Consider the following 13,111-nt stretch of genomic DNA (forward strand, 5'->3'; position numbering starts at 1 on the left):
GAGAACATAGCTAGCTGCAAGTTAGTCGCAGGCCGTCGAGCGCGAACGGCGGGGTGTCGCCGCGCAATGCACCGGCCAGCAGCTTGGCGCTGCCGCAGGCGAACGTGAAGCCGAGCGCGCCGTGGCCGACGTTGAGCCACAGATTGCCGTAGCGCGTGGCGCCGATGATCGGCCCGCCGCCCGGCGTGGCCGGACGCAGGCCCGCCCACGTTTCGACGTTGCCGTAGTCGGCCGCGTCCGGCATCGCTTCCTTCGCCAGCCGCATCAAGCTTTGCACGCGGCGGCGCTCGATGGCCAGGCTGGCGCCGACCAAGTCGACCATCGCCGCCACCCGCAGCCGGCCGCCGATGCGGGCGTACAGCACCTTGCGCTCGAAGTCGGTCACGCTGATTTCCGGCGCGTGGTCGCGCGCGCGTATCGGCGCCGTCAGACTGTAGCCCTTCAGCGGATACAGCGGCAAATAGATCCCGGCTCGGCCCGCCAGGTTGCGGCTGTCGATGCCCGCCGCCAGCACATAATGATCGCCGCCGATGCGGCCGATGGAGGTGTCGAGTCCGCACACCCGGCCGGCTTCCACCATCAAGGCGTGCACATCGGCATGGGTGACGCCCAGAAAATTCGGATGGGCGCGCAGCCGCAGTTCCAGCGCCACGCAGAAGGCGTGGCAGTCGGCCACCGCCTCGCCGGGGTTGAAGATGCCGCCCGCCAGCACGCGATGCAGCGCCGCCAGCGCCGGTTCGCGCGCCACCGTGGCGGCCGCCGACAGCACCTCGGCATCGGCGGCGGCCAGCGCGGCCGCGCGCTCGAACTGCGCGCGGCTGCGATAGACGATCAGCTTGCCGGCGTCGCGCCAGCCGAACGCGGACGGCGGCAGCACCGGTGACAATTCGGCCATCGCATTGCGGCTCAGTTCGCCCAGTTGCAGCAAGGTGGCGGTGGTGCGGCGGTTGGTGTCGGCATTGCAGTGGCGCAGGAATTGCAGCAACCAGCGCCATTGCCTCGGGTCCGCCTCCGGACGGAAGCGCAGCGGCCCGTCCTGCTGGAACAGCCACTGCAGCGCTTTCAGCGGCACGCCGGCATCGGCCAGCGGCGACACGTAGCGATAGCTGAGCTGGCCGCCGTTGCGGTAGCTGGCCATGCTGCCGACTTGCGCCTCGCGCTCGACCAGGCGCACCTGGAATCCGGCCTCGGCCAGCCACCAGGCCGACGCCAGGCCGGTCACGCCCCCGCCGATGACGACGATCTCGCTCATCGTAGACTGTCTCCCGATGACAACAACATTATTCTTATAGCCGGCGGAATACTTTCCCGCGTACCGGACTCGATGCGGCACAGCATAGCGTGGCACGCGCGCGGTTGCCAATGAAAACCGGCGCTGGCGCCATAACCTGAAGGAATGCGCGTCCGGCAACGTTTCATGCCTCAAGCATGCGTTTGGCGATTACACTGGCGGTATCGTATCCATCGAGGCATGACGATGCTCACAACCGAAATTCCCAGCCAGGAACATGCCGGCCTGGATCAATATCCGGTGCCGGACCTGGTCGAGACGCTGATCGCCGACCAACTCAACGCCATCGCGGCGGTGCGCCGGGCCGCGGCGCAGATTTGCGCCGTCGTCGAGGCGGCCGTACTGCGCATCGCGGCGGGCGGACGGCTGATCTACGTGGGTGCCGGAACCTCGGGCCGGCTGGGCGTGCTGGACGGTGTCGAGTTGCATCCCACGTTCTCATGGCCGCACGAGCGCGCGCTGTCGCTGCTGGCCGGCGGCAAGGACGCGATGTTCCAGGCGGTCGAGGGCGCGGAGGATGACGCCGGCCAGGGCGCCGCCGACCTCGCGGCGCTGCGGCCCGGGCGCAACGATGTGATCCTGCTGCTGGCCGCCTCGGGCGCCACGCCCTACGTGCTCGGTGCGCTGGACGCCGCCCGCGCCAGCGAGGCGCTGACCGTCGGCATCGCCAACAATGCCGGCGCGCCGCTGGTGCTGCGGGCGGCCATCGGCATCACGCTCGACACCGGTCCCGAAGTGATCTCCGGCAGCACCCGGCTAAAGGCCGGCACGTCGCAGAAAATCGTGCTCAACACCATCTCCAGCGCCATCATGGTCCGGCTGCACAAGGTCTACGGCAACCTGATGGTGGACATGAAGCCGAGCAACTCCAAGCTGGTGCAGCGGGCCGTCGCGCTGACTATGCACGCCACCGGCGCCGACGAGGCGCGCGCCCGCGCGGCCCTGGAGCAATGCGGCTTCCACGTCAAGGTCGCCATCGTCGCTTTGCTCAAGGAACTCTCAATACCGCGGGCGCAGGCCTTGCTCGACCGCAGCGCCGGCAGTGTGCGCGCCGCACTCCTGCTACAGTAGCGCGAAGATGCGTTATTGAAAGAAGGACCATGCGGTTACGGCATATAGAAGTTTTCCACGCGATCATGCAAGTTGGCACCATCAGCGGCGCGGCGCAGGTGCTGCACATTTCCCAGCCGGCCGTCACCAAGGTGCTGCAACATTGCGAGCTGCAACTGGGCATGCCGCTGTTCGAACGCGTGCGTGGCAAGCTGTATCCCAAGCCCGAGGCGCACCGCCTGTTCGCCGAGACCGAAAAGCTGCACCACGAACTGCAAGGCATCCGCCGCCTCGCCGCCAGCCTCAAAAGCCGCACGGTGGAGACGATCCGCCTGGTGGCCACGCCCACCATCGCCGTCAGCGTGCTGCCGCAGGCGATGAGCGCATGGCGCCGCGCGTTCGCCGATACCCGCTGCGAGCTGGCGACGCATCACACGAGCGAGATCATCAATACATTGCGTCTCGGCGAGGCCGATCTCGGTCTGTCGCTGCAGGACCCGCGCCATCCGGGCATCCTCGCCGAGCCGATCGCGCAAGGGGTGATGACGGTGATCGCGCCGCCGGGCAGCTGGTCGGCGGCGGCAGAGGGCGCGCCGCTGTCGGCCGCGGGCCTGAAAGGCGAGCTGATCGGCTACACCGACAACGATCCGCTGGGCGCGCAGGTGGAAGCCGCCTGCGAGGCGCAGGGCATCGCGCCGTCGGTCCACACCGTGGTGCAAACCTACCAGATCGCCCGTTCGCTGGTGGAGGCGGGTGGCGGCATGGCGGTGGTCGATCCGTTCACCGCCGCATCCGGGCGAGGGCGGCTGCAAAGCAGACCCTGGTCGCCGGCGATTCCGATCCCGCTCTATCTGTTAACGCCGGCCCACGCGCCGCTCTCGCACGGCGCCCGCCAGTTGGCCGACAGCATCGCGGCGGCTGCCAGGTCGCTGCTGGAATAGACTTTATTCTTTACTCCGTGGCAAAAATGATACAAATGCCATTCCGCAAACGCGGCCCGGCTGGCATCCTCATCCTGCGCCGCTCACTTTATGACTAAAAGTTATAACCTCAAAAGCTATTTTCATTGGATGGCGACAAAGTCGAGCGGCTAATCTGGGTTGGCGGGACAGCGCGGCGCCATGACGCCGCCAACCGCCACACTCGATAGATCGCAGGTACATCAAAGGGAGAGGCCGTGAGGGTTAAGAAACTGGCGCACATGATTGCGCTGATAGGTGTGGTGGCCCCGGCAGCGGGCCCGGTGCTGGCGCAAAGCGGCGAACCGAGCATGCAACGGGTCGAAATCACCGGCAGCAGCATCAAACGGGTGGCCAAGGAGGGCGCGTTGCCGGTGCAGGTGATCAATTACGACACCATCGAGAAGCAGGGCATCACCAGCACCGAGCAACTGATCCGCACTCTGTCGGCCAACGGCACCGGCGCCGACAATATGACTTCCGGTAATAACGTCTTCGGCGCCGACGCCGACCGCGTCAGCGGCGGCGCGTCGTACGCGTCGCTGCGCGGGCTGGGCCCCAACAGCACGCTGGTGCTGCTCAACGGCCGCCGCATCGCCACCTACGGCGCCAGCGGCAAGTCGGTCGACCTGAACGCGATTCCGCTGGGCGCCATCGCCCGCGTCGAGATCCTTAAGGACGGCGCCTCCGCCATCTACGGCACCGACGCCATCGGCGGCGTCATCAACTTCATCCTGCGCACCGATTATCGCGGCCTGGAGGCGTCCTATACCGGCAACTTCACCGAGGAGGGCGGCGGCGCCAAGCGCCGCCTGTCGCTGCTGGGCGGCACCGGCTCGCTGCAGACCGACGGCTACAACCTGATGGGCAGCGTCACCTACGACAACGACGAAAAGCTGAGCTCGCGCGAGCGCTCGTTCGCCAACGGCTTCCAGCCCGCGCGCGGCCTGTCGCCCGACACCACCGGCACGCCGTTCGCCAATCAGTTGAACGGCCCCGGCACCGCGCTCGGCGCCGGTTTCAAGATGCCGGGCGACAGTACCACCTACCTGCAGGCGAACCCCCTGAGCTTCCAGGGCAAGTGCGACTCGATTCCCGGCATGTCGCAATACCAGACGGCGCTGTGGAAAGACGTCACCGCCGCCACCCGCAGCACCTATTCGTGCGCCTACGATTACGGCGCCGACTACATCATCAGCTTCCCGGTCGAGCGCCTGAACGCGGTCTCGCGCGGCAGCTTGCAGATCAATCCGGATCACAAGGTGTTCGTCGAGGCCTTGTACGGCCACACCAAGGCGCTGTCGGAATTGACGCCGGTGCAGATCTCGGCCACCGTGGCCAACGGCGGCGTCTATCCGGTCGGCGGCGCCTATTATCAGGATTTGTCGCCGTATATTTCCACGTTCGACAAGTCCAAGCCGATTTCGTACAAATGGCGCGCCAACGACTGGGGCTACCGCAAGCAGGAGAACGTCACCGACAACGCCCGCCTGCTGCTCGGCGCCGAGGGCGTCCTGCTGGGCAAGTGGGACTACCGCGCCGGCGTGTCGCACGGCGAGAGCAAGACCAAGACCCGCCTGCTCGACGGCTACGGCTACAGCAGCAAGATCTACGCCGCGCTCGGCACCGGCCTGATCAATCCGTGGCTGGCGCCGGGCCAGACCCAGACGCCGGAGGCGATCGCGCTGATCGACTCGACCCGCTATCGCGGGCCGCTGCAGCACGGCAAGACCAAGCTGACCCAGATCGACGGCAACATCTCCGGCGAGGTGATGCAGCTGCCGGCCGGAGCGATGTCGATGGCGGTCGGCTTCGACCTGCGCCGCGAAGGCTACAGCTTCGCCCAGGACGTCGACGCCACGCAAATCCTGCTGGCGCCCGGCAACGCGGCGTTGAACGAGGCCACGCGCGACATCAAGGCCTTCTACACCGAGCTGCTGGTGCCCGTCACCAAGGAGCTGGAAGTGCAACTGGCCGTGCGGCGCGACCACTACAGCGTGTTCGGCGACACCACCAACCCGAAAGTGTCGTTCCGCTACCAGCCCAACAGCTCGCTGCTGTTCCGTGGCTCGGCCAACAAGGGCTTCCTGGCGCCAAGCTTTACGCAACTGTATTCCGGCAGCCTGTTGCAGGAATTGCCGAACGGCATCATCGACCCGATCGGCTGCCCGGCCAATCCCGGCAATCCGGCGTTCTGCGCCATTCCGCGCCTGGAGTATCTGACCGGCGGCAACACCAGGCTGAAGCCGGAAACCTCGAAACAGGGCAGCCTCGGCGTCGTCTTCGAGCCGGTCAAGGGCTATTCGGCCTCGCTCGACTACTGGGCCATCAACACGCTCAACCGCATCCTGAACCGCACGCCGCAAGTGGTGCTGGCCAACGCGGCCGCGCTGTCCGAGAACATCATACGCAATCCGGACAACACCATCGCCTACGTACAGGCCGGCTGGATCAACGCCGCCGGCGCCAAGACGCGCGGCGCCGACCTGAGCCTGCGCGGCGAAGGCAAAGTCAGCAACTACAACTGGAGCTTCAACCTCGACGGCACCTACACCAACAGCTTCAAGTTCGCCGAGTTCGAAGGGCAGGAGTATAAGGAATACGTGGGCAACTTCTACACCCGCGACCTGTATCTGCGCTGGAAGCACAACGCCAGCATCAGCCTGGCGAAGGGCGACTGGAGCGCCATGCTGATCCAGAACTACAGCACCGGTTACAAGGACCAGTTGCCCAACAATGGCAAGTCGGCGCCGCCGCCGGGATTCAACCCCAACGTCAAGGCCTACACCAAGTACGACTTGTCGGCCACCTACAGCGGCATCCGCAACACCACGATCACGGTGGGCATCCAGAACATCCTCGACACCGATCCGCCTTTCACGGCGCATAACGTCGACGAAGTGGTGGGCGCAGGCTGGGACCCGCGTGTGGCCGATCCGCGCGGCCGCTCGCTTAGCGTTTTGCTGAAGTACAAGTTCCTGTAATGTCGGGGGGATTGAGCCGGCGGCGGTTCGGCAACCTGCTGGCCGCCGCCGCGCTGGGGACGAGCGCGGCGGCGGTGGCGGCCGCGCCGGCTTCGCGTCGGAGGAAACCCATGCGTCCGATTAAACCCGCCAGATTGCTGCCGGGCGACCTGGTCGGCATCATCGCGCCGGGCGGCCACACCAACGAGGAGGCGCTGGCGAAAGCGGTCGCCAATATCGAGTCGTTGGGCCTGCGCGCACGCGTCGCCAACAACATCCACTACGTCTACGGCAACTATGCGGGCACCGTCCAGCAGCGGCTGGACGACCTGCACGGCATGTTCCTCGATCCGGAGATCAAGGCGGTGTGGGCGATACGGGGCGGCTCGGGCTGTATCGCGCTGCTCGAACACATCGATTACCGGCTGATACGCGCCCATCCGAAGGTATTGATCGGCTATTCGGACATCACCTGCCTGCATCTGGCGCTCCTCAAGCACGCGGGGCTGGTGACTTTCCACGGCCCGGTGGCCTCGTCCACGCTCTCGGACTACGCCGTCACCCATCTGCGCAACGTGCTGATGACGCCGCACGACAATTATGTGATCACCATGTCGCCGGAAAACGCGCTGGCGGGCGAGGACCACGCCAACTACCGGATCCGCACGATCCATGCGGGCGTCGCCACCGGCCGGCTGATCGGCGGCAACCTGTCGTTGTTCAGCGCGCTGGCCGGCACGCCCTACGCAGTCGACTTCACCGACGCCATCCTGTATCTGGAGGATGTGAACGAGGAGCCGTACCGTATCGACCGCATGATGACGCAGTTGCAGCTGAGCCAGGGATATCGCAACGCGGCCGCCGTCATGCTGGGCATTTTCGAGCATTGCGAAGGGATCGACGGCGACAACGCGCTGTCTCTGGACGAGACGGTCGACCAGCATCTGTCGCCATTGACCCGTCCGGCGGTTGCCGGCTATTCCTTCGGCCACATCCGCCACCAGTTCACGATGCCGGTCGGCATCCGGGCGCGGCTCGACACGGCGCAACAAACGCTGACGCTGCTGGAGCCAGGGGTGCTCTAGGACGGCTCAGGGCCTTTTCGCGTCCGGAATTGCGGCATTGTTATCACTATGACGTTGACCTTGTGTGTAGGCCGGTATAACATTGTTATTACACTGGAGGGTATATGCGGATATCGATTCGACGTATCGGAAATTCCAAAGGACTGATTTTCCCTACGTCTCTCTTGGCCCAAGTCGGTCTGAAAGATGAGGCCGAAGTAACGGTGGAGGATGGTGCGATTGTAGTTCGTGCGCCAGCTCAGCCTGTTCGTAGTGGGTGGGCGGAGGCGAGTAAGTCGCTGGCGGCGGCAGGGGATGACGGTTTGGTCATGCCGGATTTCGTTAACGCCGAGGACGAGGCCATCAAGTGGTAAAACGGGGTGAAATCTGGTTGGTGAATCTTGACCCGACTGTCGGAAGCGAAATTCAAAAATCGCGCCCGTGCGTGATTATTTCACCGCCGGAAATGCACGACCACCTTAGGACAGTCGTGATTGCGCCAATGTCCACCGGAAGACGGCCCGCGCCATTTCGCATCGCCATCACTCACGGTGGAAAGAAGGGGCTTATTCTCCTGGATCAAATCAGAACTGTCGATAAGACACGTTTAATGACAAAATTCGGCGTTGTTAATTCAAAGACGCTAGTGGTCGCTCTGCGCACGCTTCAAGAAATCTTCGCACCGTGAACGTGCGGACGCCCCCCGGGCTACGCCGGGGCGAAAACAGGAGATGCGGTTACTGAGGTCGAGTGAGCGGAGCGCTGCGATGTTAAACTGCCGCCTTTCCCGCAAGTCCCCTAGACCCGATGCACCCATCCCCAAGCCCCGAATCCGCCCCGACCGAACTGCGCGCCTACGCGCTGAATTGCCTGCTGGAAGCCGATCCATCCAAAAAGGTCGCCGCCGTCGTCGCCATGGCCGCCGCGTCGGCCGCCGGCCTGTGTCCGCCGAACCCGTCCTCCATGCTGCAAGCCACCGCCGCCATCCCCGGCCGCCCGCAAAAACCCGATCTGGTACCGCCGCGCGAAGTAGGGCGCCGCTCGATGAACACGCTCGAAGGCCGGGCCATGCTGATCCATGCGCTGGCCCACATCGAATTCAACGCCATCAACCTCGCCCTCGACGCGCTTTGGCGTTTCCCGGACTTGCCGCCAGGCTATTACACCGATTGGTTGCGCGTCGCCGACGAAGAAGCGTTGCATTTTTCACTGCTGGTTAAGCACTTGGGTGCGCTAGGTCACACATACGGCGATTTTCCCGCCCACGACAGTTTATGGGAGATGGTCGAGCGGACCACCGGCGACGTGCTGGCCCGCATGGCGCTGGTGCCGCGCACCCTGGAAGCGCGCGGCCTGGACGCCAATCCGCCGCTGCGCGCCAAGCTGGCACAGGCCGGCGACATGCCGGCAGCCCATATCCTCGACATTATCCTGCGCGACGAGATCGGCCATGTGGAGATCGGCAACCGCTGGTACAGATACCTGTGCGAGCAGAATGGACTGGAGCCGGGCGCCGCTTATGCAGCCTTGGCCTTGCGTTACCGCGCCCCCGCATTGCGCGGCCCGTTCAACGTCGAGGCACGGGTGCGGGCCGGGTTCACGATGGACGAAATCCGCGCAATGGGCGGCTGAAAGCGCGTATTCATGCGGCCCGGCGGCCGCCGCACGGGATTAGGAACCCGTTGGCAGGAGCAAAACCACATGGGCCGGATTGCCCAATTCCACGGTTCGATTGCCTGATCCAACAGTGCGAATCCACCACCCCGAATGCGCTTAATATAAAAGAGACTGCCTCATCCAAAGGGGCCTCTACAACATCAGCCATTAGGACGCGAACCCATGAACGACCTTAGCCAAGTTACACTCTCCAGGCGGGAGCTATTGATCGCCGGCGCGCTGTCGGCGACCGCGAGCGCCGTACCGTCGATCGCCGCCGCCCAGACGGGCAGCGCCACTGCCGCCCAGGCCGCCACTCCGCCAGTGACCGCGAAAGTGTCGTTCCAGGTCAACGGCGAAGTGCGCAAGCTCGAAGTCGACACGCGCACCACCTTGCTCGACGCCCTGCGCGAGAACCTGCATCTGACCGGCACCAAGAAGGGCTGCGACCACGGCCAGTGCGGCGCCTGCACGGTGATCGTCGACGGCCGCCGCATCAATTCCTGCCTGACCCTTGCCGTGATGCACGAAGGCGCCAAGGTCACCACCATCGAGGGCCTCGGCACGCCGGCCAAGCTGCACCCGATGCAGGCGGCCTTCGTCAAGCACGACGGCTACCAGTGCGGCTACTGTACTCCGGGGCAAATCTGTTCGGCCGTCTCCGCGCTTGAGGAAATCAAGCAGGGCATTCCGAGCCACGTCAGCCCGGATTTGACCGCGCGTCCCTTGCTCAACGCTACCGAATTGCGCGAACGCATGAGCGGCAATATCTGCCGTTGCGGCGCCTATTCCAACATCATCGACGCGATCAGCGAAGTCGCCGGGAGCGCCGCATGAGAGCCTTCACCTATCAGCGCGCGCAATCGCCGGCCGAAGCGGCCGCCATCGCCGCACGCACGCCCAACGCCAAGTTCATCGCCGGCGGCACCAATCTGCTGGACCTGATGAAGCTGGAGATCGAAACCCCGGCCCACCTGATCGACGTCAACGGCGTCGGCCTCGACAAGATCGAAGGCACGCCACAAGGTGGGGTCCGCATCGGCGCCATGGTGCGCAACACCGACCTGGCCGCCGACGAGCGCATCCGCCGCGATTACGGCGTACTGTCGCGCGCCTTGCTGGCCGGCGCCTCGGCGCAGCTGCGCAACAAGGCCACCACCGCCGGCAACTTGCTGCAGCGTACCCGTTGCCCTTACTTCTACGACACCAACCAGGCCTGCAACAAGCGCACGCCGGGCAGCGGCTGCTCGGCCATCGCCGGCCATAGCCGCAACCACGCCATCGTCGGCGTCAGCGACGAGTGCATCGCCACCCATCCGAGCGACATGGCGGTCGCCATGCAATTGCTGGACGCGGTCGTCGAGACCGTGCGTCCCGACGGTTCGACCCGCAGCATCCCGATGGCCGAGTTCCACCGCCTGCCGGGCAAGACCCCGCACATCGAAACCACGCTGATGCCGGGCGAGATGATCACCGCCGTGACCTTGCCCAAGCCGCTGGGCGGCAAACATTACTACCGCAAGGTGCGCGACCGCTCGTCGTACGCCTTCGCGCTGATCTCGGTGGCGGCGGTCGTGCTGCCGGACGGCACCGGCCGGGTCGCGCTGGGCGGTGTCGCCCACAAGCCCTGGCGCATGCCGGGCGCCGACGACAGCCTGCCGCGCGGCGGCAAAGCCGTGGCCGCCCAGTTGCTGGCCGGCGCCAAGACCACCGAAGAAAACGCCTTTAAGATCACCCTGGTTCAGCGCACGATAGAATCTGTGCTGGCGGAAGCGAAGAAAGCCTGACGCCATGAAATTCACCACTCCAGCCACCACCAATCCGATCGACCAGCTCAAGGTCGTCGGCAAGCCCCTGGACCGCATCGACGGTCCGATGAAAACCACCGGCACCGCGCCGTACGCCTATGAACAGCACGAGGCCGCGCCCAACGCCGCCTACGGCTACGTGGTCGGCGCCGCCATCGCCAAGGGACGCATCGTCTCGATGGACCTGGCCGCCGCCAAGCGCGCGCCCGGCGTCATCGCCATCGTCACCGCCGACAACGCCGGCAAGCTGGGCAAGGGCAAGATGAACACCGCCAAGCTGCTCGGCGGACCGGAGATCCAGCACTATCACCAGGCGGTCGCGCTGGTGGTCGCCGAGACCTTCGAACAGGCGCGCGCGGCGGCGCAACTGGTGCAGGTCAAGTACGCCGCCGCCAAGGGCGCGTACGACCTGGCCAAGGAAAAAGACAAGGGCGTGCCGCACAAGGACAAGGAGAACGCCGATTCCAAGGTCGGCGACTTCGCCGGCGCCTTCGCGTCGGCGCCGGTGCGCATCGACGCCACCTACACCACGCCGGATCAATCGCACGCGATGATGGAGCCGCACGCGTCCATCGCCAAGTGGGACGGCGACAAGGTCACCGTGTGGACGGCGAACCAGATGATCGCCTGGGGCCAGGGCGACGTCGCCAAGACGCTTGGCATCCCCAAGGAAAAAGTGCGGCTGGTGTCGCCGTACATCGGCGGCGGCTTCGGCGGCAAGTTGTTCGTGCGCGCCGAGGCGGTGCTGGCGGCGCTGGGCGCCAAGGCGGCCAACCGGCCGGTCAAAGTGACCTTGCAGCGGCCGCTGATGTTCAACAACACCACACACCGGCCGGCGACTATCCAGCGCATCCGCATCGGCGCCAGCAGGGAAGGCAAGATCACCGCCATCGGCCACGAAAGCTGGTCGGGCGACCTGCCGGAAGGCCAACCGGAAACGGCGGTCAACCAGACCAAGCTGCTGTACGCGGGCGCCAACCGCATGACCAAGATGCGCCTGTCCGTGCTCGACCTGCCGGAAGGTAACGCCATGCGCGCGCCGGGCGAGGCGCCCGGTTTGATGGCGCTGGAAATCGCCGTCGACGAGCTGTCGGAAAAACTCAAGATGGACCCGGTGACGTTCCGGATCATCAACGACGTCACGCACGATCCGGCCCAGCGCGAGCGCAAGTTCTCGCAGCGGCGATTGGTCGAGTGCCTGCGCAGCGGCGCCGAGCGCTTCGGCTGGAGCAAGCGCAGCGTGGAGCCGGGCAAGGTGCGCGATGGCCGCTGGCTGGTCGGCATGGGCGTCGCCGCCGCGTTCCGCAACAATATCGTGATGAAATCGGCCGCCCGCGTGCGCCTGGACGGCAAGGGCGTCGTCACGGTCGAGACCGACATGACCGATATCGGCACCGGCACCTATACCATCATCGCGCAGACCGCCGCCGAAATGATGGGCCTGCCCATCGACAAGGTGGTGGTCAAGCTGGGCGACTCCGATTTCCCGGTCTCGGCCGGCTCGGGCGGGCAGTGGGGCGCCAACAGCTCGACGGCGGGCGTGTACGCCGCTTGCGTCAAGCTGCGCGAGGCGATCGCGCAGAAGGCCGGCATGAACGCCGCCGAAGCGGAATTCAGCGGCGGCTCGGTGCGCGCCGGCGGCAAATCGTTGACGTTGCAGCAGGCAGCGCAGGACGGCGAGATCGTTGCCGAGGACACGATGGAGTACGGCGATCTGGATAAGAAGTTCCAGCAATCGACGTTCGGCGCGCATTTCGTCGAGGTGGCGGTCGACGCCTACACCGGCGAGACGCGCATCCGCCGCATGCTGGCGGTGTGCGCGGCCGGCCGCATTCTCAATCCCAAGTCGGCGCGCAGCCAGGTGATCGGCGCGATGACGATGGGCGCCGGCGCCGCGTTGATGGAGCATCTGGTCGTCGACAAGCGGGGCGGTTTCTTCGTCAACCACGATCTGGCGGGCTATGAAGTGCCCGTGCACGCCGACATTCCGCACCAGGAAGTCATATTCCTGGATGAGACCGATCCGATCTCGTCGCCGATGAAGGCCAAGGGCGTGGGCGAGCTGGGCATTTGCGGCGTGGGCGCGGCCATCGCCAACGCGGTCTATAACGCCACCGGTGTGCGCGTGCGCGACTACCCGATCACCCTCGATAAGTTGATCGATAAAATGCCGTTGACGGCGTAAAAGCGGGGATACGGTCGCGCCCGTGTACCAAAGGCAGACCTGACCCCGGATTGATCACAGCCATGAGTATTTCTCATGGCCAAGCGTAGCGGTGGACGACCTGTTCTACCATCGCTACGCCGAATCAATCCAGGA

General features: G+C 65.4%; 11 protein-coding genes. 10 read left to right on the plus strand and 1 reads right to left on the minus strand.

The window, feature by feature from the left end:
* Positions 1 to 10 precede the first annotated feature (10 nt).
* Positions 11 to 1,252, minus strand: a complete 1,242-nt coding sequence (locus BMX85_RS13055; protein ID WP_090318409.1) for a D-amino acid dehydrogenase — start codon at positions 1,250 to 1,252, stop codon at positions 11 to 13.
* A gap of 225 nt (positions 1,253 to 1,477) precedes the next feature.
* On the opposite strand from BMX85_RS13055, the gene BMX85_RS13060 reads away from it, so the two are divergent.
* The 10 genes from BMX85_RS13060 (at position 1,478) to paoC (ending at position 12,976) form a co-directional block, all read left to right on the plus strand.
* Entirely contained in the window at positions 1,478 to 2,362 is an 885-nt protein-coding gene (locus BMX85_RS13060; protein WP_090320017.1) for an N-acetylmuramic acid 6-phosphate etherase, read from the plus strand.
* Positions 2,363 to 2,391: 29 nt separating this feature from the next.
* Entirely contained in the window at positions 2,392 to 3,282 is an 891-nt protein-coding gene (locus BMX85_RS13065) for a LysR family transcriptional regulator (RefSeq protein ID WP_090318411.1), read from the plus strand.
* A gap of 236 nt (positions 3,283 to 3,518) precedes the next feature.
* Positions 3,519 to 6,284, plus strand: a complete 2,766-nt coding sequence (locus tag BMX85_RS13070) for a TonB-dependent receptor (protein WP_090318414.1) — start codon at positions 3,519 to 3,521, stop codon at positions 6,282 to 6,284.
* Positions 6,285 to 6,394: 110 nt separating this feature from the next.
* Complete coding sequence (locus BMX85_RS13075; RefSeq protein WP_229210436.1) at positions 6,395 to 7,348, plus strand: S66 peptidase family protein; 954 nt, start codon at positions 6,395 to 6,397, stop codon at positions 7,346 to 7,348.
* Between the two features lie 104 nt (positions 7,349 to 7,452).
* On the plus strand, positions 7,453 to 7,701 hold the full coding sequence (locus BMX85_RS13080; RefSeq protein ID WP_090318420.1) for an AbrB/MazE/SpoVT family DNA-binding domain-containing protein: 249 nt from the start codon (positions 7,453 to 7,455) through the stop codon (positions 7,699 to 7,701).
* Positions 7,695 to 8,015 (plus strand): type II toxin-antitoxin system PemK/MazF family toxin, encoded by a 321-nt coding sequence (locus BMX85_RS13085; RefSeq protein ID WP_090318422.1) that lies wholly within the window; start codon positions 7,695 to 7,697, stop codon positions 8,013 to 8,015. The genes BMX85_RS13080 and BMX85_RS13085 overlap by 7 nt, the downstream gene beginning before the upstream one ends.
* 119 nt (positions 8,016 to 8,134) lie before the next feature.
* Positions 8,135 to 8,959, plus strand: coding sequence for a ferritin-like domain-containing protein (locus tag BMX85_RS13090; RefSeq protein ID WP_090318425.1), 825 nt, complete (start codon positions 8,135 to 8,137; stop codon positions 8,957 to 8,959).
* A gap of 207 nt (positions 8,960 to 9,166) precedes the next feature.
* Positions 9,167 to 9,820 (plus strand): aldehyde dehydrogenase iron-sulfur subunit PaoA, encoded by a 654-nt coding sequence (gene paoA / locus BMX85_RS13095; RefSeq protein WP_090318428.1) that lies wholly within the window; start codon positions 9,167 to 9,169, stop codon positions 9,818 to 9,820.
* Positions 9,817 to 10,770, plus strand: coding sequence for an FAD binding domain-containing protein (locus BMX85_RS13100; protein ID WP_090318431.1), 954 nt, complete (start codon positions 9,817 to 9,819; stop codon positions 10,768 to 10,770). The genes paoA and BMX85_RS13100 overlap by 4 nt, the downstream gene beginning before the upstream one ends.
* A 4-nt stretch (positions 10,771 to 10,774) precedes the next feature.
* Complete coding sequence (paoC, locus tag BMX85_RS13105; RefSeq protein ID WP_090318433.1) at positions 10,775 to 12,976, plus strand: aldehyde oxidoreductase molybdenum-binding subunit PaoC; 2,202 nt, start codon at positions 10,775 to 10,777, stop codon at positions 12,974 to 12,976.
* The last annotated feature ends 135 nt before the right edge of the window (positions 12,977 to 13,111 follow it).

The organism is Duganella sp. CF517 (assembly GCF_900110275.1).
Classification (GTDB): Bacteria; Pseudomonadota; Gammaproteobacteria; order Burkholderiales; family Burkholderiaceae_D; genus Rugamonas.

What these genes read in the sequence shown, in the direction of transcription:
- BMX85_RS13080 (WP_090318420.1), top strand. Translation starts at nt 7,453, where the DNA reads ATGCGGATATCGATTCGACGTATCGGAAATTCCAAAGGACTGATTTTC.
- BMX85_RS13075 (WP_229210436.1), top strand. Translation starts at nt 6,395, where the DNA reads ATGCGTCCGATTAAACCCGCCAGATTGCTGCCGGGCGACCTGGTCGGC.
- BMX85_RS13090 (WP_090318425.1), top strand. Translation starts at nt 8,135, where the DNA reads ATGCACCCATCCCCAAGCCCCGAATCCGCCCCGACCGAACTGCGCGCC.
- BMX85_RS13065 (WP_090318411.1), top strand. Translation starts at nt 2,392, where the DNA reads ATGCGGTTACGGCATATAGAAGTTTTCCACGCGATCATGCAAGTTGGC.
- BMX85_RS13055 (WP_090318409.1), bottom strand. Translation starts at nt 1,252, where the DNA reads ATGAGCGAGATCGTCGTCATCGGCGGGGGCGTGACCGGCCTGGCGTCG.
- paoA (WP_090318428.1), top strand. Translation starts at nt 9,167, where the DNA reads ATGAACGACCTTAGCCAAGTTACACTCTCCAGGCGGGAGCTATTGATC.
- BMX85_RS13100 (WP_090318431.1), top strand. Translation starts at nt 9,817, where the DNA reads ATGAGAGCCTTCACCTATCAGCGCGCGCAATCGCCGGCCGAAGCGGCC.
- BMX85_RS13060 (WP_090320017.1), top strand. Translation starts at nt 1,478, where the DNA reads ATGCTCACAACCGAAATTCCCAGCCAGGAACATGCCGGCCTGGATCAA.
- paoC (WP_090318433.1), top strand. Translation starts at nt 10,775, where the DNA reads ATGAAATTCACCACTCCAGCCACCACCAATCCGATCGACCAGCTCAAG.